This is a genomic window from Streptomyces sp. NPDC025793, assembly GCF_055558375.1.
Map to the genome: position 1 here is coordinate 181647 of NZ_JBVHMR010000017.1, position 20671 is coordinate 202317.

The following is a 20671-nucleotide window of genomic DNA, read 5'->3' on the forward strand; positions in this document are numbered from 1 at the left end:
GGTGGCCTGAACCGACGATCTAAGGAGTCCACTGCGATGCCCCAACTCAGCGTCATCGTCTACGGACCGAACGCACAGGGGCACCTGACAGAGCTGCTGGACTCCGTGGAAGCCCATCCCCTCCTCGACGCCGAGATCATCGTCGCCGCGGTCGGCGACTGGGCCCGGGAGACCGCCGAGGGCCACGCTCCGGAGACGATCGTCGTGCCCCTTCCGGAGGGCACCGGGGACGCCGCCGCCCGCGCGGCCGGCGCCGCCCGCGCCTCCGGCCGCTGGCTGCACTTCGTGCACGCCAAGGACGGCCTGCCCGCCGGCGCCCCGCGCCAGCTCGCCGAGCGCACCGCCGAACTCGACGCCGAGCCCGGCGCCCCGGTGGACGTGCTCCTCTTCGACCACGTCGTCACCACCTGGCAGACCGCCGCCCGGGCCTCCCGCGACGGCCGCCTGCTCGCCGCCGTCGGCCGCGAGGGCCTCCCCCTGAACGAGGCCGCCGACCTGCTGCGCCTCACCCCGATCCTCGGCAACCGCGCGCTGCGCGCCGACTTCTGGCGGGCGCACGAGGAGCAGCTCACCGCCGGCGACGAGCCGCAGGCCGCCCACGCGACCCTGCTGCACGCCGGCCGGGTCGCCTGCCTGAACCAGGCGGCGTACGAGAACCGCGAGCTGCGCCCCGAGAGCCTGCCGCCCCTCGACCCCGAGGACCGCTTCGCGCTCATCGACCGCTACGAGTCGCTGCTCCCGCTCACCAAGGACCGCCGCGCCACCCGCGCGGTGCTGTACGACCTGATGATGCGCGACCTGGTGCGCACCTTCGCCGGCGAGAACCTCCCCGACGCGGTCGCGCGCGAGTTCTTCCGCCGCGCCTCCCTCGTCGCCGTCCGCTGGCGCCCCGAGAACCACGAGCGCCCGGCGGGCGTGGAGGGCGTGCGGCACGCGCTGCTGGAGGAGGGCGCGTACACCAAGTACCGCGCCTTCCAGGCCGCCAACCGCACCCGACGCGCCGCCAAGAAGGCCGTCAAGAGCCGGAAGAAGGAGCTGGGCGCCAGGCTGCGCGACCAGCAGTACCAGCGCGCGCTGAGCCGCCCGGTCAACCCGCACCTGGCCGTGTTCGCCGCCTACTGGGAGCGCGGTGTGGCCTGCAACCCGGCCGCGATCGCCGCCAAGATGGCCGAACTGGCCCCGCACATCCACCCGGTGTGGGTGGTGTCGAAGAGCAACGAGGCCCTGCTGCCGCCCGGCACCGACTACGTCATCCCCGGCACCCGCCGCTACTGGGAGACCATGGCGACCGCCAAGTACCTGGTGAACAACGTCAACTTCCCCAACGCGGTGGTCAAGCGCCCGGACGCGATCCACCTCCAGACCCACCACGGCACCCCGCTCAAGCGCATGGGCCTGGACCAGATGGAGCACCCGGCCGCCGCCAAGGGCCTGGACTTCGACGCGCTGCTGGGCCGTATCGACAAGTGGGACTACAGCGTCAGCGCCAACAGCCACTCGACCCGTATGTGGGAGCGTGCCTACCCGGCCCGCTTCACCTCGCTGGACTACGGCTACCCGCGCAACGACGTCTTCTACACGGCCACCGCCGACGACGTCCGCGCCGCCCGCCGCCGCCTCGGCATCGCCCCCGGCAAGAAGGCCGTGCTGTACGCCCCGACCCACCGCGACTACGAGGCCGGCTTCACCCCCCGCCTGGACCTCGCGGAATTCGCCGACCGGCTCGGCGAGGACACGGTCCTGCTGGTGCGCGCGCACTACTTCTACGGCGGAGCCGCCTCCCCGCTCACCGGCCTGCGCCGCTCCGGCCGGATCATCGACGTCTCCTCCTACGACCCCGTCGAGGAGCTGTGCCTGGCCGCCGACGCGCTGGTCACGGACTACTCGTCGATCATGTTCGACTACGCCAACCTGGACCGCCCGATCGTCGTCTACGCCGACGACTGGGAGACCTACCGGACCACCCGCGGTGTCTACTTCGACCTGATGGAAGACCACCCCGGCCAGGTCGCGCGCACCCAGGAGGAGCTGACGGAGATCTTCGTCTCCGGCGCCTGGCAGGGCGAGTGCGCGGCGAAGGCACGGGCCGCGTTCCGCCGCCGCTTCTGCGAGTACGACGACGGCCGCGCCGCCGAACGGGTCGTACGCCGGGTGTTCCTCGGCGAGCCGGAGGACTCCCTGCCCCCGGTGCTCCCGCTCGAGGACCGCACCCCCGCCCCGACCCCCGAGGAGGCCTCGGCATGACGACCACGACCACGACCCCTGACGTCACGGTCACGGTCATCGTCTTCAACGACGCGGAGCGCCTGCCCCGGGCCGTGGAGTCGCTGCGCGCACAGACGCACGCGAACATCGAGATCATCATCAGTGACGACCACTCCACCGACGACACGCCCACCGTGGCGCGCCGGCTGGAGGCGCAGGACGAGCGCGTGCGCTACCTGCGGCTGCCGGAGAACAGCGGCGGCTGCAGCGCCCCGCGCAACCGGGCCGTCGAGATCGCCCGGGCGCCGTATCTGATGTTCCTCGACAGCGACGACGAACTCCCGCCCCGCGCGGTGGAGTTGCTGCTCGCCGCGCACCGTGAGCGCGAGGTCGACTTCACCATGGGCGCGGTCCGCCGCGTGCGGGTGGACAACGGCAGGCGCTCGACGTGGATGCCGCACCTGGTGACCGAGAGGCGCACCGTCGAGGGCATCGAGAAGGACCCGCGCCTGCTGTTCGAGCACCTGTCGACCAGCAAGATGTACGCGCGGTCCTTCCTCGACCGGCACGACCTGCGCTTCCCCGAGGGCATCCACTACGAGGACCAGCTGTTCTCGGCCCAGGCCTACTGCCTGGCGACGGCGTTCACGATCATCCCGGACCCGGTGTACGTCTGGTACATCGACCCGTTCGCGGCGGCCGCCTCGGCGTCCATCTCCAACCAGCGGCACAAGGTCCAGAACGTGGCGGACCGGGTCAAGGTCCAGCGCATGATCGACGACTTCCTGGTCGAGAGCGGGCACGCGGGGCTGCGCGAGGACAAGGACTTCAAGTTCCTCAAGCACGACTTCCGGATGTACGCGGGCGACCTGCCCTACCGCGACGAGGAGTGGATGCGCTCCTTCGCCGAGATCATGAACCCGTACCTGGACACGCTGGCCGACGGCGCCTACGCCCGGCTGCCGCGTCCGGAGCGGGTGGTGCTGGGGCTGCTGCGGGACGGCCGCCTGGCCGACGCCCAGCTCGCGGCGCGCGGTCTCGGCGACAAGGTGGCACCCCGCCAGGTCACGGCCGACGCGTCGGGCGTCCCGTACTGGGGCGGCGAGGTCCCGGCCACCGACCGCGCCCGCCGCGAACTGGACCTGTCCGACCTGGAGTTGGACACGCGTCCGTTCCCGAGTGCGCAGTTCCGCCACGAGATCACGGAGCTGAAGCGCGAGCGCGGGGCCGCCCTGACGCTCTCGATCCGCACGTACGACCCGGGCCTGCGCCTGCCGGTGGGCCCGCAGCGCGCGAGCCTGCTGCTGTCGCCCGGCAACAAGCGGATGACGGTCCCCTTCCGTCTCGACCCCATCAGCCCCGGCCTCTTCGAGGGCACGGTGCGCCTGGACCTGGCGGCGGCTCCCGTCCCGCTCCAGGGCTTCGAGGGCCTGCGGCACCCCCAGATCCGGCTCCAGCAGCAGGGTCTGGCCCACTCGGGCGTCCTGCTGGCCCCGCTGGACTTCCCGGCGGTCACGGCGCGCATCGAGTACCGCTCGGGCGCGACCCCGCACGACGTCACGATCGAGCCGGAGGGCCGCAACCCCGGCCGCCTGCAGATCCGCTGGCGCCCGGTGGGCGTGACGGCCAAGGTGATCCGCCCGGTCATCAAGAAGGTGGCGCGGCCCAAGATCCGTAAGGCGGCGAAGCTGCTGTCGAGCGTGCTCCGGTAGCCGTTCCGGTGCCGTTGTGCCGAAGGGGCGCGGGGACTTCCCCGCGCCCCTTCCGGCGTCACACCACGCGGTACAGGACCTGGTGCCCGGGACCCGTCGTCACCTTCTTCAACCCGGGTCCGGCCAGGCTCTTCGACCCGACGACCCACCGCACCTGGTACTTCCGCAGGATCGCCTGCCGTTCGGCGGCGGACGTGCCCGTGGCGAAGTAGTGCGACACCGCCGCGTCCCGCTGCTTCTCGTCCGGCAGGAAGAAGTCGGGATAGCCGGGCGTCACGGTGTACGGCCCGTACGCGGGGATCTGCCGCGCCGGGAACGTCTCTGCCATCACCACGTCGCCGTACTTCGCCCACGGCGTGATCCAGTGGTAGCCCACCCACGGCGTGTGGTACTTGTCCGCGACGGCCGACGGCAGCGCGCCCTTCGGGATCACGTACCCGAGCGTCCCGGCCTGCGTCCACGCCCCCACGGCCAGTACGGCGCCGAGCACGCACGCCCAGCCGGTCCTCGCCCACGCGCGGCTTCGCACCGCCGTCACGGCCTCCAGCGCGGCCGCGAGCTGGGCCGGGATCAGCGCGGCGGGCAGCGCGCGGCCCCAGGAGTAGTGGCCGGTCAGCCCGCCCGCGGCGAACATCAGCGCGCCCAGGGCGAAGAACAGCACCAGCGGGTCCCAGCGGTCGCGCCGAAAGCGCAGGACGAGGGCCGCCACGCCCAGCAGGACGAAGCCGAAGTGCCCGGCCAGCTGCTCGTAGAGCGGCTTGTGGATGGCCTCCAGGTCCGAGCCCGCCGAGAACAGGGAGAAGAAGTCGTAGTACGGCCACAGGCCCAGCAGCAGCATGCCCAGCGCCAGCGCGGCGGCCAGCCGCAGCAGCACCTGGCGGGAGGGCCGGGCCGCGATCACCATGGCCAGCGCGCCCAGGGACGAGACGACTCCGGTGAACTGGTGGCTGAGCAGGATCACGGCCCACAGCAGGCCCAGCGCCGCCCAGTGCGCCCATGCCACCGGCTCGCTCGCGCGCAGCGCGCGCGTCAGCCACGCCCAGAAGTGGAAGGTGAGGCCGATCGCGAACACGCTCGGGTACGACACCGTCAACGCCAGCGAGTTCAGGCCCACGAACCCGGACCAGTTGAACAGCACCGGGCCCCAGAGCAGGACCAGGCTCAGCAGGGCGAGGGCGGGTGCGGCGCGGTGGGCGCTGAGGGTGCGGACGTACCGCCACACGCCCGTGACCAGCAGGCCGAGGCCGACGACCGCGGCGATGCGCAGGACGACGAACACCGACAGGCCGGTGAGCTTGGCGACCAGGCCCAGCACCAGCATCCACGGCGAGTAGTACGGGCTCGGCGTGTCCGCGTCGACCAGCGGGTTGCCGGGATGCAGCAGGTTGTGGCGCAGGCGCTCGATGGTGGCCGCGTGCATGCCGAGGTCGCCCGCCCAGGGCAGGCGGACGATCACGAGGAGCAGCAGCACCACGACGAGAGCGGCGACGGCCTGGGGCAGGGCCCGGCCGGCCCGTGCGGTGGGGTTCTGCGGCGGCTCCGTGCGGCTCACGGGCTCGGTGTCAGACGGTGCGGCGTGCATCCTGCTGACCCTAGCCGAGGTTTCTTAACGGTCGGCAAGAAGCGAGACGCCCCGGGCCGCTGGGTGCCCGGGGCGTCTTCGGTGCCTTCCTTACGTGCGGACCTTACGAGTGCGTGCGCAGCAGCGTCCGCATCGTGCGCATCGCCACCGACAGGTTGGCGAGGTCGAAGGAGTCCGAGCTGCGGATCTCCTCCAGGGTGGTGCGCGCCCGGCCCAGGATCGCGGAGTTCTTCTGCTCCCAGGCCTCGAACCGCTGCCCCGGCGTCGAGGTGCCGTTGCCGGCCGCGAGCACGTCCGCAGTGAGCCCCGCGTGGGCCGCGTACAGGTCCTCGCGGATGGAGGCGCGGGCCATGGACTGCCAGCGGTCGTTGCGGGGCAGGTCGCTGATGCGGTCCATCAGCTGGGTGATGGACAGCCGGTCGGCGAGGTCGTAGTAGACGTCGGCGACGTCGAGCGGCTCCTTGCCCGTGCGGTCGGCCACCGAGACGATGTCCAGCGTCGGGAAGGCCGAGGAGAAACCGGCCACGCGCGTGGCGAGCTCGTCCGGGACGCCGACGGCGGACAGCTCGTCGTACACGTGCTGGTACCACTCCAGGTCCGCGCCGCGCAGCAGCTTCGGCAGCTCCTGCCAGACCCGCTCGACCCGCTCGGCGAAGAACTCGACCGTCTCGGCGAGCTGGAGCGGCTGCGGCCGGTTGTTGAGCAGCCAGCGCGTGCCGCGCTCGACCAGCCGGCGCGAGTGCAGCCGGATGCGGGTCTGGACGGCGGCGTCGACCCTGTTGTCCAGGGCCTCGACCGCGTCCCACACCGGAGCCGAGGAGAAGATGGCACGGGCCGCGGTCTGCGCCCGCACGACCTCCTCCAGGGAGGCACCGGTCTCCTCGCGCAGCCGGTGCAGATACGTCGTGCCGCCCGTGTTGACCGTGTCGTTGACCAGCACGGTCGTGGTGATCTCGCGGCGCAGCGGGTGGTTGTCGATCGCCTCGGCGAACCGCTCCCGCAGGGCCGTCGGGAAGTACGCGTGCAGCAGGCCGCGCAGGTACGGGTCGTCCGGCAGCGAGGTGCGCAGCAGCTCCTCGGCGACCGTGATCTTCGTGTACGCCAGGACGACGGCCGTCTCCGGGCTGGTCAGGCCCTGCGCCTGGCCGAGCCGCTCACGGATCTGGCGGTCGGTCGGCAGGAACTCCAGCGCCCGGTCCAGGTGCCCCTCGCGCACCAGGTGGCGCATGAACCGCTGCTGGGCGTGGAGCATGGCGCCCGCCTGCGAGAGGGCGTTGGCCAGGGCGGTGTTCTGCGCGTAGTTGTTGCGCAGCACCAGGGCGCCGACCTCGTCGGTCATCTCGGCGAGGAGCTTGTTGCGCTGCTTGACGGTCATGTCGCCGTCCGCGACCAGGCCGTTCAGCAGGATCTTGATGTTCACCTCGTGGTCGGAGGTGTCCACACCGGCACTGTTGTCGATCGCGTCGGTGTTGATCTTGCCGCCGTGCCGGGCGAACTCGATCCGGCCGAGCTGGGTCAGACCCAGGTTGCCGCCCTCGCCGACGACCTTGACGCGCAGGTCCTCGCCGTCGACGCGGATGGCGTCGTTGGCCTTGTCGCCGACGTCGGCGTTGGACTCGGCCGACGACTTCACGTACGTGCCGATGCCGCCGTTCCACAGCAGGTCCACCGGCGCGTGCAGGATCGCCTTCATCAGGTCGGCCGGGGTCATCTTGGTGACCTTGCCCTCGATGCCGAGGGCCTCGCGGACATGGGCGTTCACCGGGATCGACTTGGCGCTGCGCGGGAAGATCCCGCCGCCCGCCGACAGCAGCTCGGTGTTGTAGTCCGCCCAGGAGGAGCGGGGCAGCTCGAACAGGCGGCGGCGCTCGGCGTACGAGGTCTCCGCGTCCGGGGTCGGGTCGATGAAGATGTGCCGGTGGTCGAAGGCGGCGACCAGCCGGATGTGCTCGGAGAGCAGCATGCCGTTGCCGAACACGTCACCGGACATGTCACCGATGCCGACGACCGTGAAGTCCTGGCCTTGCGTGTCCACGCCCAGCTCGCGGAAGTGCCGCTTGACGGACTCCCAGGCGCCGCGCGCGGTGATGCCCATGCCCTTGTGGTCGTAGCCCGCGCTGCCGCCGGAGGCGAAGGCGTCGCCCAGCCAGAAGTTGTACTTCTCGGCGACCCCGTTGGCGATGTCCGAGAACGTCGCGGTGCCCTTGTCGGCGGCGACCACCAGGTAGGTGTCGTCGCCGTCGTGGCGGACCACGTCCTGCGGGGGCACGACCTCGCCGGCGACCATGTTGTCGGTGATGTCGAGCAGCGCCGAGATGAACGTCTTGTAGCTGGCGACGCCCTCGGCCAGCCACGCGTCGCGGTCCTTGGCCGGGTCCGGCAGCTGCTTGGCGACGAAGCCGCCCTTGGCGCCGACCGGCACGATGACGGTGTTCTTCACCATCTGCGCCTTGACCAGGCCGAGGATCTCGGTACGGAAGTCCTCACGCCGGTCGGACCAGCGCAGACCGCCGCGCGCGACCTTGCCGAAGCGCAGGTGCACGCCCTCGACGCGCGGCGAGTACACCCAGATCTCGAACGCCGGGCGCGGCGCGGGCAGGTCGGGGATGGCCTGCGGGTCGAACTTCATGGAGACGTAGTCGTGCGGCGTGCCGTCGCCCTTCTCCTGGAAGAAGTTCGTGCGCAGCGTCGCCTTGATGACGGTGAGGAAGGACCGCAGGATCCGGTCCTCGTCCAGGCTCGCCACCTGGTCCAGGGCCGCGTCCAGCTCCTCCAGCAGCGCGTCCGTGATCTCCAGGCCGGCCTTCTGCCGGTCCGGCGACATCCGCGCCTCGAACAGCGAGACGAGCAGCCGGGTGGTGTGGACGTTGTTGCGGAGGGTGTCCTCCATGTAGTCCTGCGAGAAGGTCGAACCGGCCTGGCGCAGGTACTTGGCGTAGGCACGCAGCACCATCGCCTGCCGCCAGGACAGCCCGGCGCCCAGCACGAGCGCGTTGAAGCCGTCGTTCTCGGCCTTGCCGGTCCAGGTGGCGGCGAAGGCCTCCTGGAAGCGGTCACGGGCGTCGTCGCCGAGGTGCTCCCCGCCGCCCGCCGCCTGGGGCACGCGCAGACCGAAGTCGTAGATCCACGCGGTCGTACGGTCCGAGCAGCGCAGCTCGTAGGGCCGCTCATCGGTGACCTCGACGCCGAGGCGGCTGAGCACCGGCAGCACCTGCGAGAGGGAGACCGAGCCGCCCTTCTGGTAGATCTTGAACCGGCGCTCCTCGGGACCCGCGCCCACCGGCTCGTACAGGCTCAGGCTGAAGGCCTTGTCCCCGCCGAGCTGCTCCAGGTGGACCAGGTCGGCGACCGCGGCACGCGGCGTGTGGTCGGCCTTGTAGCCCTCGGGGAACGCGGTGCCGTAGCGGCGCAGCATCTCGGCCGCGTGCTCCTCGCCGCACTCGGCGGTCAGCGCCTCGGCGAACGCGTCGGCCCAGGAGCGGGCGGCCTCGACGAGACGGGCCTCGATGCGGTCGCGGTCGGCGTCCGACAGCTCGGGCAGCACGGTGCCCGGCGGGACGCGGACGACGAAGTGCAGCCGGGACAGGATCGATTCGGTGTTCCAGGCGGTGAAGTCGACGCTGATGCCGCCGAGCTCCTCCTTGAGGATGTCGATGATCCGCAGCCGGACACCCGTGGTGTAGCGGTCGCGCGGGAGGTAGACGAGGGCCGAGTAGTAGCGCCCGTACTCGTCCTGGCGCAGGTACAGCCGCAGCCGGCGGCGCTCCTGGAGGTAGAGCACGGAGGTGACGATGGACTGGAGCTCGGCGACGGGCGTCTGGAACAGCTCGTCGCGCGGGTAGGTCTCCAGGATCTGGAGCAGGTCACGGCCGTCGTGGCTGTTCGGCGAGAACCCGGCGCGGTGCAGCACCTCGTCGACCTTGCGGCGGACGACGGGGACCCGGCGCACGGAGTCGGTGTACGCGGCGGACGAGAAGAGCCCGAGGAACCGCCGCTCGCCGACGACGTTGCCGTCCGCGTCGAACTTCTTGACCCCGACGTAGTCCAGGTACGACGGCCGGTGCACGGTGGCCCGGCTGTTCGCCTTGGTCAGAACGAGGAGCTTGTGCTCGCGGGCCTTGGCGCGGGCGTCGGCCGACAGCCGCTCGAAGGACGGGCTGACCGGGTGCTGATCGTCCTCGGCGTGCTGCGGGTCGGAACGCAGGACGCCGAGGCCGGTGCCGGGCACGGCGGCGAGCGTGTCGTCGTCGCGCAGCTCGTACTCGCGGTAGCCGAGGAAGGTGAAGTGCTCGTCGGACAGCCAGCGCAGCAGCTCGCGCGCCTCCTCGACCTCGGCCTTGGCCAGGTCGCCGGGGGCGGGGTCGGCCGGCAGCTCGTCGGCGATCCGGGTCGCCGTGGCGCGCATCTTCTCCCAGTCCTCGACGGCCTCGCGGACGTCGGACAGGACGCGCAGCAGATCGGCGGTGATCTGCTTCAGGTCGGCGCGGTCCGTCTCCCGGTCGATCTCGACGTGGATCCAGGACTCGAAGTGCGCGTCGTGCGGGAGGTCGCCGGCGGGCGGGGTCGGCAGGACCTCCAGCAGATTGCCGGTCAGATCACGCCGGACGACGAACTGCGGATGGACGACGACGTGGATGCCGCGTCCCTGCCGGGTCAGCTCATTGGTGACCGAGTCGACCAGGAAGGGCATGTCGTCGGTGACGACCTCGACCACGCTGTGGCTGCAGGTCCACCCGTTCTCCTCCACGGTCGGGGTGTGGACCCGCACGTTCGCCGTGCCCTGGGGGCGGGTCTCGGCGAGACGGTAGTGGGAGACCGCGGCGCCGAAGACGTCGACCGGGTCGCGGTCGGCGAGGTCTTCCGGGGCGGTGTGCAGGTAGTACCGCTGGAGGAACGCGAGCACGGACTCGCTGTCCGGGGTGTCCGGGGAGCCCTCGCCCGCGGTCCCGGTCGGTAGGTGCCCCCCGACCGGGCTGTTCTCAGCTACCCGGGCGGCCCTTCCGAGCAGCTCGGCCTTGGCTTCGTCCAGCTTGGTCTGCATTGTCCTCTGACTCCTGTCGCGCGCCGTTGCGTGACGTAGAAGGAAGTACGGTCTCTTTCCCTCCGGCTCGACGCCACAGCCCGGGGTGTCCGGACCGCTCAGACGCTATGCCGCGAGGTGAGATGAGCGGGAGGAAATCGGCCATTGTCGTCACACCCGTCAGGTGTGACGCTGCTCTCGGCACGGCCATGTCCAGGGTTGCCCGCGGCGCCCCGGGAGCTCCTGCGGCCCCGCCCCGCCCGCGAAGACCAGCGACCGCCGCCCGGCCACGGAGGTGTTCCGTGCAACCCGGGCGCAAGGCAGGGACACGATCGTCCCCGCGAACTATCGCGCTGATCACGCCACAAGGCTATCGCTCCTCACCCCGGGCCCGTCATGAGCCGTATGTGTACAAAACAGGGGGTCGAAGTTTGACGTTCTGCACAGCGGCAGGGCGGGCCCGAGTGACGTATCCGGCGGGGACGGCCGCGGGTAGCCGGGAGGCCGGTCCGGGTAGGTCTCAGTGTCAGGTCGCGCCGCGAGATCCCCGACCTCACCCTGAGAGCACACCCTGCCTGCCCGGAGGAGCCGACATGCCCGCGAAGATCCTGATCGTCACCGGCGACGCAGCGGAGTCCCTGGAAGTCCTCTACCCCTATCAGCGCCTGCTGGAGGAAGGCTACGAGGTCCATATCGCCGCTCCCTCCCGCAAGACCCTGCGCTTCGTCGTCCACGACTTCGAACCCGGCTACGACACCTACACGGAGAAGCCCGGCTACACCTGGCCCGCCGACCTGGCCTTCGCCGACGTCGACCCCGGCGAGTACGTCGCCCTCGTCGTCCCCGGCGGCCGCGCCCCGGAGTACCTGCGCAACGACCCCGAACTGCGCAAGATCCTCAAGGCGTTCTTCGACGCCGACAAGCCCGTCGCCCAGATCTGCCACGGTCCTCTGCTCACCGCGGCGATCGACACCCTGCGCGGCCGCAGGGTCACCGCGTACCCCGCCCTGGAACCGGACATGCAGGCGGCCGGCGCGGGCTTCCAGGACACCGAGGCGGTCGTCGACGGCACCCTGGTCTCCTCCCGTGCCTGGCCGGACCACCCGGCCTGGATGCGCGAGTTCCTGAAGGTCCTGCGGGCGGCGGCACCGGCGGGCTGAGGGGCGCGAGGGAGAGCGGGGGCGGGTGGGCGCAGCGGCCGTACCTCCCGCAGCGGTGCCGCCCCCGGCTACGCCGCTATTCGCTCTGCCTCCTGCACCGCCTCCGCCAGCGTGTCCACCACCGGCACGCCCACGGCCTCCAGGCTGTCCCGGCTGTGCGACCCCCCGGTGTACAGCACGGCCCGCGCCCCCACCTCGCGCGCCGCGACCGCGTCGTCCGCCGCGTCCCCGATCACCACGGTCCGCGCGGGCTCCACGCCCGTCCCGAGCGCCGCCAGATGCCGCACCATGTGCGCGGCCTTGCTCCCCCCGGACGGGCCCGTACGCCCGTCGACCCGCAGGAACTGCGCCTCGATGCCGAACCCCCGCACGAGCGGCACCAGTTCCTCGTGTCCGTACATGCTCAGCAGGGACTGGCTGTGCCCGGCTGTTCTCCATCCGGCGAGCAGCTCCGCCGCCCCGTCGGTCAGCCCGCAGCGCTCCCGCTGCTCCGCGTAGTGCCGATGGAACACCCCGTCCATCAGCTCCCACTCGGCCTCCGTCGGCAGCCGCCCGAGCAGCCGCTCGTAGAACTTCGGCACCGGCACGCAGTACAGCGCCCGGTATTCCTCCATCGTGATCGGCGCGAGCCCCAGCTCGGCGAAGGCCGCGTTCGTCGCCCCGATGATCGCGTCATTGTCGTGGAACAGCGTGCCGTTCCAGTCCCAGACGATGTGCGCGCTTCCGTGCATCCCCATGCCGAAAACCGTACTCGCCCCCACTGACAATCACCCCGGCCGCACGCCCCGGGCCGACGACGGGCCGGACGTCAGGCGCCCCGCCCGACCAGATGGGGGATCTCCTGCGTCGCGAACCACAGCAGCTCGTGGTCGTCCGCCCCGTCCACGACGGACTGCGCGTCGTCGTCCCCGCCGTCCGCCGCCGCCAGCGCCTGCGCCGCCGCGGCCACGTCCTGCTCCGCGTCGTCGGCGTCGACGTGCACGGCTGCCGCCTTCGCGAGCGGCACGCCTGACGCCACGGTCACCTCGCCCGGCGCGGACGGGTCCGGCCCCCGGTCCGGACCGGCGCTCGCGGCACCGTCCGGCACGTCCACGGCGACCACGACCCGGCGCCGCGCCGCGCCCGAATCCGCCGCCAGCCGCCGCAGCGAGGCCAGCGCGGCCTGCCCGAGCGCGGCGTACTCCAGCTCCTCGACGTCCTCGGAGACGTACCACGCGCGCAGCGCGGGTGTGACGGCGTACGCGACGAAGGGGCCGCTCCCCAGCTCACCCGTCTTGTGCGCCTCGGCGAGCGCGGGAAGGGTCAGGGGGACGTAGACGCGCATGGTGGCCGCTCTTTCCTGATCAAGGGCTCGAAGGCTTCAGGATACGTGCGCGGGTCCTCTTTCGAGTCCCTGCCCACACCCGTGAACCCGTGGACACCGGGCCACGCATTCACCCGGTGCGCCCCCGTGATTCCGGGGTTCCAGGACCCACGGGTCCCCCGGATAGGCGAACTTCTCCGCCCCTGCCCGCAGCGCACCGCCGCCCTTGCCACCCGGCTCCGCGCCCCGTACAAGATCCCCACCAGCGAGTTACCGACCGGTATCAACCGAGCCCGCCGAACGGGGACCCCATGAACAAGGTCATGAGCCGTACCGTCCAGCCCCGCCCGCGCCACCGCCCGCCGACCCGCCACGACACCCGCCGCCCCGGCGGCGCCCCGCCCCGCAAGCCGCCGACGAGGAGCGCCCGCGACACACCGGCGCCCGCCAGGACGGCCGGCCCGCCCCTCAGGGCCCCGGAGACGGCCCAGCCCCCACAGCGCCCCACCGACGTCTTCGCGGACCGCCTCCTGGCCGTCCTGAGCGGTCAGCGCCCCGTCCACTGGATGCTCCGCCACACCGCCGGCCGCGCCTACGACGACCTGGCCCGCCTCGCCGAACGCGGCCCCCTGCGCACCCACGGCGCCCGCCCCGTCGTCCGGGACATCGGCTACTACGTCCCCTGCGACGGCGCCCTGGAGGTCTTCGCCCGCATCTCCGCCGGCAGCCGGCTCCGCGCGCTGGCCTTCCGCCTGGAACTGGGCCAGGACCTCCGCTGGCGCTGTACGGCGGTGGAAACCGGAGCCCGCTCCCAGCCATCCCCGTAGCCCCCCACAACCGCCGCCGAGGCCCGGCGAACCCCGACACGGGCACCATGACGAAGGGCCGGGCTCCCCCGAGGGAGCCCGGCCCTGCTCAGCCGCTCTGCGACCGCGCGCGCGTCACTTCTTGCGGCGCCGTCCGCCCTTGGCCTGGCGACGGCGCTCGGCGCGCGTCAGGCCGTCCGACTCGGACCGCACCGGCTCGTCGTCCTCCAGGTCGCGCTCGACGACGCCGCCCTCGCCGTCCACCGTCGGCGCGGAGAAGTGCAGATCCCGCCGCTGCGGCACGTCCAGACCCTTCGCGCGGATCTCGGGACGGGCCCCCGCCTGGGCCGGGACCGTGTCCTGGACGCCCTCGGCAACCGGCTCGGCGGCCTCGACGGGGACCTCCTCGACCTGCTGCTCGACCTGGACCTCCAGGTTGAACAGATAGCCGACGGACTCCTCCTTGATGCCCTCCATCATCGCGGTGAACATGTCGAAGCCCTCGCGCTGATACTCGACCAGCGGGTCCTTCTGCGCCATCGCGCGCAGGCCGATGCCCTCCTGGAGGTAGTCCATCTCGTAGAGGTGCTCGCGCCACTTGCGGTCGAGGACCGACAGCACGACCCGGCGCTCCAGCTCCCGCATGATCTCGGAGCCGAGCTGCGCCTCCCGGGACTCGTACTGCTCGTGGATGTCCTCCTTGACGGACTCGGAGATGAACTCGGCCGTCAGACCGGCCCGGTCGCCGGCGGCCTCCTCCAACTCGTCGATATCGACCTTCACTGGGTAGAGCTGCTTGAAGGCGCCCCACAGCCGGTCCAGATCCCAGTCCTCCGGGAAGCCCTCGGCGGTCTCCGCGCTGACGTACGCGTCGATCGTGTCGTCCATGAAGTGCTGGACCTGCTCGTGCAGGTCCTCGCCCTCCAGCACGCGGCGGCGCTCGCCGTAGATGACCTCGCGCTGCCGGTTGAGCACCTCGTCGTACTTCAGGACGTTCTTACGGGTCTCGAAGTTCTGCTGCTCGACCTGCGACTGCGCGGACGCGATCGCGCGCGTGACCATCTTGTTCTCGATCGGCACGTCGTCCGGCACGTTCGCCATGGACATCACGCGCTCGACCATCTGGGCCTTGAACAGGCGCATCAGGTCGTCACCGAGGGAGAGGTAGAACCGGGACTCGCCCGGGTCGCCCTGACGGCCGGAACGACCGCGCAGCTGGTTGTCGATACGGCGCGACTCGTGCCGCTCCGTGCCGAGGACGTACAGCCCGCCGAGGTCCTCGACCTCGTCCTTCTCGGCCTTGACCGCCTGCTCGGCCTTCTCCAGGGCGGCGGGCAGCGCCTGCGCCCACTCCTCGATGTGCTCCTCGGGGTCCAGGCCGCGCTGGCGCAGCTCCGCCTCGGCGAGGTCCTCGGGGTTGCCGCCGAGCTTGATGTCCGTACCACGGCCGGCCATGTTGGTCGCCACGGTCACGGCGCCCTTGCGGCCGGCCTGCGCGACGATCGACGCCTCGCGCTCGTGCTGCTTGGCGTTGAGCACCTCGTGCTGGATGCCGCGCTTGGAGAGCTGCTGCGAGAGGTACTCCGACTTCTCGACGGAGGTCGTGCCGACGAGGATCGGCTGGCCCTTCTCGTGCTTCTCCGCGATGTCGTCGACGACCGCCTCGAACTTGGCGACCTCGGTGCGGTAGATCAGGTCCGACTGGTCCTTGCGGATCATCGGCCTGTTGGTCGGGATCGGGACCACGCCGAGCTTGTAGATCTGGTGGAACTCGGCGGCCTCGGTCATCGCCGTACCGGTCATGCCGGAGAGCTTCGAGTAGAGGCGGAAGAAGTTCTGGAGGGTGATCGTGGCGAGCGTCTGGTTCTCGTCCTTGATGTCCACCCCCTCCTTCGCCTCGATCGCCTGGTGCATGCCCTCGTTGTAGCGGCGGCCTGCGAGGATACGGCCCGTGTGCTCGTCGACGATCATGACCTCGCCGTCGATGACGACGTAGTCCTTGTCCTTCTTGAACAGTTCCTTGGCCTTGATGGCGTTGTTCAGGTAGCCCACCAGCGGGGTGTTCACCGACTCGTAGAGGTTGTCGATGCCCAGCCAGTCCTCGACCTTGCTGACGCCGTTCTCGTGGATGGCGACGGTGCGCTTCTTCTCGTCGACGTCGTAGTCGCCGGTCTCCTCGACGCCCTTGAGCGGGTTGCCGGCCTCGCCCTTCTTCAGGCGCGTGACGAGCTTGGCGAAGTCGCCGTACCACTTGGTGGCCTGGTCGGCCGGGCCGGAGATGATCAGCGGCGTACGGGCCTCGTCGACCAGGATGGAGTCGACCTCGTCGACGATGGCGAAGTTGTGGCCGCGCTGCACCAGCTCGTCCTTCGACCACGCCATGTTGTCGCGCAGGTAGTCGAAGCCGAACTCGTTGTTCGTGCCGTACGTGATGTCGCATTCGTACTGCTCGCGGCGCTGGGCCGGCGTCATGTTGGCGAGGATGCAACCGACGGACAGACCCAGGAACTTGTGGACGCGGCCCATCATCTCGGAGTCGCGCTCGGCCAGGTAGTCGTTGACCGTGATGAGGTGGACGCCGTCACCGGACAGCGCGTTCAGATACGCGGGCAGCGTGCCGACGAGGGTCTTGCCCTCGCCGGTCTTCATCTCGGCCACGTAGCCGAGGTGGAGGGCGGCGCCACCCATCATCTGCACGTCGTAGTGCCGCTGGCCGAGCACGCGCTTGGCGGCCTCGCGGACGGTGGCGAACGCCTCGGGGAGCAGGTCGTCCAGGCTCTCACCGTCGGCGTACCGCTGCTTGTACTCCTCGGTGAGGGCCCGCAGCTCGGCGTCGGAGAGGTCGACGAAGTCCTCTTCGATGGAGTTGACCTGGTCCGCGATGCGGTGCAGCTTGCGCAGGATCTTGCCTTCGCCTGCACGCATGATCTTCGAGAGGACGGACACGGGGGTATGTCTCCTTGCCGGTCGGGCCTGGGACGGTCGGTTTCCATTGGACGTACTGAGCAACGGCCATCGTATGCGAGGACCCGGCTGGGCCGGGAGGCCTGGCGGCCCGACGGCTTGCCTCATCCAGGACAACGGACGGGGCACGGGGATAGTGCCGCATCGGAGCGAGGAATTGCGCGAAATGTGATCACGCGCTCACGCATAGCGAAAAACGATGGCCCGCGCGCGGGACGCCCAGCACAATCGGTCGATGGAACCCGTCACTCTCACCACGGACCGCCTGGTCCTGCGCACGGTCGGCCCGCACGACACCCAGGCGGTCTACGAGGCCGCCCAGGACCCCGGCATCCAGCGCTGGACCACCGTCCCCTCCCCCTACCTGCCCGAGCACGCGAACGGTTTCACCCAGCAGTTGGTCCCCGAGGGCTGGGAACAGGGTTCGATGTTCACCTTCGGCGTCTTCCTGCCGGGCGGGGAACTCGCCGGAATGCTCGGTCTCACCATGCGTTCGCTCGGCGTGGCGGAGGTCGGCTTCTGGGGAACGGCGGAGCACCGCGGGCGCGGCTACGTCACCGAGGCCACGCTCGCGGCCTGCCGGTGGATCTTCACCGCGGTCGGTGTCGACCGGGTCGAATGGCGCGCCGAGGTCGGCAACCACCCCTCCCGCGCGGTGGCCGAGCGCGCGGGCTTCACCATCGAGGGCACCCTGCGCTCCGCGGTGAACAACAAAGGGGTACGGCGGGACTGCTGGGTCGGCTCGCTGCTCCCCTCGGACCTGGGCCTGCCCTCCACGGCACCGTACCTGCCGGCCCGCGGCTGAGCCGCCCGGGGCGAAAGCCCAGCTCAGCACGGATTGTCAGTGGCAGCCTCTAGGGTCCGGGGCATGACGACCCTTCCGCGCCCGACCATCTCCCTCACCGCGGACGACGCCCGCCGCATCGCCCTGCGGGCCCAGGGCTTCCTCGGCGCGCCCGACCGGCGGGCCGGTGTCCGCGGGGTGCTGCGCCACCTCGGCGCGGTCCAGCTCGACACGATCTCGGTCCTGGCCCGCTCCCACGAACTCGTGCCCTACGCCCGCCTGGGCGCCGTCGGCCGCAAGACGGTCGAATCGGCCTACTGGCACGACACGCACGCCTTCGAGTACTGGTCGCACGCGGCGTGCATCCTCCCGGTCGAGGAGTGGCCGCACTTCGCCTTCCGCCGCCGCGCCTACCGTCATCGCCCGCACTGGAACCACGATCTGCCCGACGGCGTGTACGACCAGGTCATCAAGCAGCTGCGCGCGGAGGGCCCGCTGACCTCCACGGAGCTGGGCGGCGCGAAGAGGACGAACGAATGGTGGGACTGGTCGGGCACCAAGGTCGCCGTGGAGCGCGCGCTGATGTACGGCGAGGTGGTCTGCGTGCAGCGGCGCGGCTGGAAGCGGGTGTACGACCTCGCCGAGCGTGCGATCCCGGACACGCTGCTGCACGACGAGCTGGACGACACCGAGTGCCTGCGCCGCCTGGTCCGGCTGGCCGGCGAGTCCCTGGGCGTGGGCACGCGCGCGGACATCGCCGACTACCACCGTCTCAAGGGCGAGCAGGTCGACGGGGTGATCGCCGACTCGGGCCTGGTGCCGGTCGAGGTCGAGGGCTGGGGCAGGCCCGCCTGGGCCGACCCGGCGGCCCTCGCGACCCCGCCGCGCGGCCGGCACCGGACCACGCTGCTGTCGCCGTTCGACTCACTGATCTGGGAGCGGGCGCGCACGGAGCGGATCTTCGGCTTCACCCACCGCCTGGAGGCGTACGTCCCCAAGCCGAAGCGGGTCTACGGCTACTTCGCGATGCCGGTGCTGGCGGGCGGCCGCCTGGTCGGACGGGTGGATCCGGCCCGCGAGGGCCGCACGCTGGTGGCCAAGCAGGTCACTGTGGACGAGCTGAAGGCCGTCCCGGCGGTCGCACAGGCCCTGGTCGAGGCGGCGAGCTGGGTGGACTGCACGGACGTCCGCGTGGAGCGCGTGGCGGCACCGGAGCTGCGCGAGCCCCTGGTCAGGGAACTCGCCCGCGCCCTCGGCTGACCTCCGCAGGATCCGCCGCCGTCGTCCGCTACCGGATCTCGAGGATCTTCTCCCGCATCGCGTAGACCACCGCTTCCATCCTGGAGTGCAGCTGGAGCTTCTCCAGGATGTTGCGGACGTGGTTCTTCACGGTGTTCTCGGAGATGAACAGCTCTTTGGCGATGTCCCGGTTGTTCATCCCCGTCGCGACGAGCTTGAGGACCTCCAGCTCCCGGTCGGTCAGCCGCGGCGCGGGCACCAGGCGGCGCTCGTCGGTGCGCTGGATCATCGACTTGAACTCGGTGAGGAGCTTGGACGCCATGGACGGGCTGATCTGGGACTGCCCGTCGGCCACCGCGCGAATGGCGGTCGCCACCTCGTCGGTGGAGATCTCCTTGAGGAGGTATCCGGTCGCCCCCGCCTTGATCGCGTCGTAGAGGTCGGCCTCCTCGTCGCTGATCGTCAGCATGATGATCTTCGCGCTGGGGGCGACCTCCTTGATGGAGGTGCAGGCCTCGATCCCACCCCGCTTGGGCATGCGGACGTCCATCAGCACGATGTCGGGCAGCAGGTCGGCGGCCTTCTCCACGGCCTCGGCGCCGTCGCCGGCCTCGCCGATGACCTGGATGTCCTCCTCGGCCGCCAGCACGATCTCCAGGCCCCGCCGGAAGAGGGCGTGGTCGTCCACGACCAGGACCCTGATCGGCTCCCTGCGTGAGGAGCCCGCGTCCGGGCCCCTGCCGATGACACCGTCGTCGGCGTCTTCGTCCCGCATCGGTCCGAAGGTGTCCGCCATCGTTCCTCCCCCTGAAGGCTGTGGCCTGTTGTCCCGCGCCATCGCCAACCCAAGGCAACGGCCCACCGGTTGGGCCGGTTCGGCCATGATTTCATGCTCGGGCGACGCAGAGGTGACATGTGGGGCGTGAACTGGTCGCACACCGGTGCCCCTGGGGGCGCACACGCGCTGCCAGGGGCACCGGTTCCGCTTCTTCCGGGTGGATCAGCCGCCCAGCGTGCCCCCCGCCGCGGGGGCCTGCGCCTCAGCGACCATCTGGTCCTGGTCGAGATGGATCACGCCGTAGTCGTAGGCGTGGCGCCGGTAGACGACGCTCGGTTGCTTCGTCTCGGCGTCGACGAACAAGTAGAAGTCGTGCCCGACCAGCTCCATCTCATAGAGGGCCTGGTCGAGGGTCATCGGTGAGGCGACGTGGGTCTTCTCGCGGACGATGAGGGGACCCTCACCCTTGACCTCCAGCGAGCCGATCTTCTTCGTCGGCACCCCGTCCATGTCTTCTTCGTGGACGGGCAGGCCGTTGCCGTTCAGCGTCGCCGCGCCGGGGACGTGGTCGGGAACCTCGGCCGCCGAGATCCGGCGGGCGCCGCGCCGCGAGAAACGCTTGTCGTGCTGCTTGCGCAGCCGGGCGTCCAGCTTCTCCGCCGCCAGGTCGAGTGCCGCGTACGGGTCGCTGGCCGCCGCTTCCGCCCGGATCACCGGACCGCGGGAGCGGAGGGTGATCTCCACCCGGTCACAGCGGTCGGCCTGTCGGGGGTTGGGCTCCTTGGACACCTCGACGTCGAGGCTGATCACCTTGCCGTCGAGCTTCTGGATCTTCTCCAGCTTCAGCTTCTCGGCCACGTGCTTGCGGAACCGCTCGGGCACCTCGGTCTTGCGGCCCTTGACGACGATGTCCACGCAGAACTCCGTTCCCGGATCGCTCCGCTCGGTCGGCGGAGCAACTCCCTTTTGCACCAGGTCCGGTGATCACCGGACCTCGGACCTCGGTGACTTCACCTCCTCCTCCCCCATGGGCGAGATCTCCACCCCATGGGCGCGGGTGATTGCGGAAAACCCGCGCCACGGCATTCGGATATGAGAGGTGTGGCCTGCGCCTTTCC

General features: G+C 70.9%; 13 protein-coding genes. 6 read left to right on the forward strand and 7 right to left on the reverse strand.

What is annotated here, in order from left to right; genetic code table 11:
• Positions 1 to 36: 36 nt before the first annotated feature.
• Positions 37 to 2244, forward strand: a complete 2208-nt coding sequence (locus ACZ4MF_RS29430) for a CDP-glycerol glycerophosphotransferase family protein (protein ID WP_467494872.1) — start codon at positions 37 to 39, stop codon at positions 2242 to 2244.
• Positions 2241 to 3917, forward strand: coding sequence for a glycosyltransferase family 2 protein (locus ACZ4MF_RS29435; protein ID WP_467494873.1), 1677 nt, complete (start codon positions 2241 to 2243; stop codon positions 3915 to 3917). The genes ACZ4MF_RS29430 and ACZ4MF_RS29435 overlap by 4 nt, the downstream gene beginning before the upstream one ends.
• A gap of 58 nt (positions 3918 to 3975) precedes the next feature.
• On the opposite strand, the gene ACZ4MF_RS29440 is transcribed toward ACZ4MF_RS29435, so the two are convergent.
• Together ACZ4MF_RS29440 and ACZ4MF_RS29445 are read right to left on the reverse strand one after the other, a co-directional pair.
• Positions 3976 to 5499: a hypothetical protein gene (locus tag ACZ4MF_RS29440; protein WP_467494874.1), complete on the reverse strand. Its 1524-nt coding sequence runs from the start codon at positions 5497 to 5499 to the stop codon at positions 3976 to 3978.
• Between the two features lie 103 nt (positions 5500 to 5602).
• A complete protein-coding gene (locus ACZ4MF_RS29445; RefSeq protein ID WP_467494875.1) occupies positions 5603 to 10540 on the reverse strand; it encodes an NAD-glutamate dehydrogenase in 4938 nt (1645 codons plus the stop codon).
• A 572-nt stretch (positions 10541 to 11112) separates the two neighbouring features.
• Between ACZ4MF_RS29445 and ACZ4MF_RS29450 the strand changes: the two genes are divergently transcribed.
• The gene (locus tag ACZ4MF_RS29450) at positions 11113 to 11679 is read left to right on the forward strand and encodes a DJ-1/PfpI family protein (RefSeq protein ID WP_356031709.1); all 567 of its coding nucleotides are present in this window, start codon (positions 11113 to 11115) and stop codon (positions 11677 to 11679) included.
• A 68-nt stretch (positions 11680 to 11747) separates the two neighbouring features.
• On the opposite strand, the gene ACZ4MF_RS29455 is transcribed toward ACZ4MF_RS29450, so the two are convergent.
• Complete coding sequence (locus tag ACZ4MF_RS29455; protein WP_467494876.1) at positions 11748 to 12416, reverse strand: HAD family hydrolase; 669 nt, start codon at positions 12414 to 12416, stop codon at positions 11748 to 11750.
• Positions 12417 to 12487: 71 nt separating this feature from the next.
• A complete protein-coding gene (locus ACZ4MF_RS29460; protein ID WP_467494877.1) occupies positions 12488 to 13003 on the reverse strand; it encodes a DUF6912 family protein in 516 nt (171 codons plus the stop codon).
• Between the two features lie 290 nt (positions 13004 to 13293).
• Between ACZ4MF_RS29460 and ACZ4MF_RS29465 the strand changes: the two genes are divergently transcribed.
• Positions 13294 to 13809, forward strand: a complete 516-nt coding sequence (locus ACZ4MF_RS29465; protein ID WP_467494878.1) for an Rv3235 family protein — start codon at positions 13294 to 13296, stop codon at positions 13807 to 13809.
• Between the two features lie 114 nt (positions 13810 to 13923).
• On the opposite strand, the gene secA is transcribed toward ACZ4MF_RS29465, so the two are convergent.
• Positions 13924 to 16734: a preprotein translocase subunit SecA gene (gene secA / locus ACZ4MF_RS29470; protein ID WP_467494879.1), complete on the reverse strand. Its 2811-nt coding sequence runs from the start codon at positions 16732 to 16734 to the stop codon at positions 13924 to 13926.
• A gap of 253 nt (positions 16735 to 16987) precedes the next feature.
• Here secA and ACZ4MF_RS29475 point away from each other — a divergent pair, with 253 nt between their 5' ends.
• Together ACZ4MF_RS29475 and ACZ4MF_RS29480 are read left to right on the forward strand one after the other, a co-directional pair.
• Entirely contained in the window at positions 16988 to 17557 is a 570-nt protein-coding gene (locus ACZ4MF_RS29475) for a GNAT family N-acetyltransferase (RefSeq protein ID WP_467494880.1), read from the forward strand.
• Positions 17558 to 17620: 63 nt separating this feature from the next.
• Positions 17621 to 18796, forward strand: coding sequence for a winged helix-turn-helix domain-containing protein (locus tag ACZ4MF_RS29480; RefSeq protein WP_467494881.1), 1176 nt, complete (start codon positions 17621 to 17623; stop codon positions 18794 to 18796).
• A 28-nt stretch (positions 18797 to 18824) separates the two neighbouring features.
• Here ACZ4MF_RS29480 and ACZ4MF_RS29485 read toward each other — a convergent pair whose 3' ends face one another.
• Both ACZ4MF_RS29485 and hpf read right to left on the reverse strand, forming a co-directional pair.
• The gene (locus tag ACZ4MF_RS29485) at positions 18825 to 19571 is read right to left on the reverse strand and encodes a response regulator transcription factor (RefSeq protein ID WP_356031725.1); all 747 of its coding nucleotides are present in this window, start codon (positions 19569 to 19571) and stop codon (positions 18825 to 18827) included.
• A 204-nt stretch (positions 19572 to 19775) separates the two neighbouring features.
• Positions 19776 to 20468 (reverse strand): ribosome hibernation-promoting factor, HPF/YfiA family, encoded by a 693-nt coding sequence (gene hpf / locus ACZ4MF_RS29490; RefSeq protein ID WP_356031727.1) that lies wholly within the window; start codon positions 20466 to 20468, stop codon positions 19776 to 19778.
• Between the last annotated feature and the right edge of the window lie 203 nt (positions 20469 to 20671).

Bases quoted from the DNA above. Each gene is read 5' to 3' on its own strand.
- ACZ4MF_RS29480 (WP_467494881.1), top strand. From the start codon at position 17,621: ATGACGACCCTTCCGCGCCCGACCATCTCCCTCACCGCGGACGACGCC.
- ACZ4MF_RS29485 (WP_356031725.1), bottom strand. From the start codon at position 19,571: ATGGCGGACACCTTCGGACCGATGCGGGACGAAGACGCCGACGACGGT.
- ACZ4MF_RS29455 (WP_467494876.1), bottom strand. From the start codon at position 12,416: ATGGGGATGCACGGAAGCGCGCACATCGTCTGGGACTGGAACGGCACG.
- ACZ4MF_RS29465 (WP_467494878.1), top strand. From the start codon at position 13,294: ATGAACAAGGTCATGAGCCGTACCGTCCAGCCCCGCCCGCGCCACCGC.
- ACZ4MF_RS29440 (WP_467494874.1), bottom strand. From the start codon at position 5,499: ATGCACGCCGCACCGTCTGACACCGAGCCCGTGAGCCGCACGGAGCCG.
- ACZ4MF_RS29475 (WP_467494880.1), top strand. From the start codon at position 16,988: ATGGAACCCGTCACTCTCACCACGGACCGCCTGGTCCTGCGCACGGTC.
- ACZ4MF_RS29430 (WP_467494872.1), top strand. From the start codon at position 37: ATGCCCCAACTCAGCGTCATCGTCTACGGACCGAACGCACAGGGGCAC.
- ACZ4MF_RS29450 (WP_356031709.1), top strand. From the start codon at position 11,113: ATGCCCGCGAAGATCCTGATCGTCACCGGCGACGCAGCGGAGTCCCTG.
- ACZ4MF_RS29460 (WP_467494877.1), bottom strand. From the start codon at position 13,003: ATGCGCGTCTACGTCCCCCTGACCCTTCCCGCGCTCGCCGAGGCGCAC.
- ACZ4MF_RS29435 (WP_467494873.1), top strand. From the start codon at position 2,241: ATGACGACCACGACCACGACCCCTGACGTCACGGTCACGGTCATCGTC.
- ACZ4MF_RS29445 (WP_467494875.1), bottom strand. From the start codon at position 10,540: ATGCAGACCAAGCTGGACGAAGCCAAGGCCGAGCTGCTCGGAAGGGCC.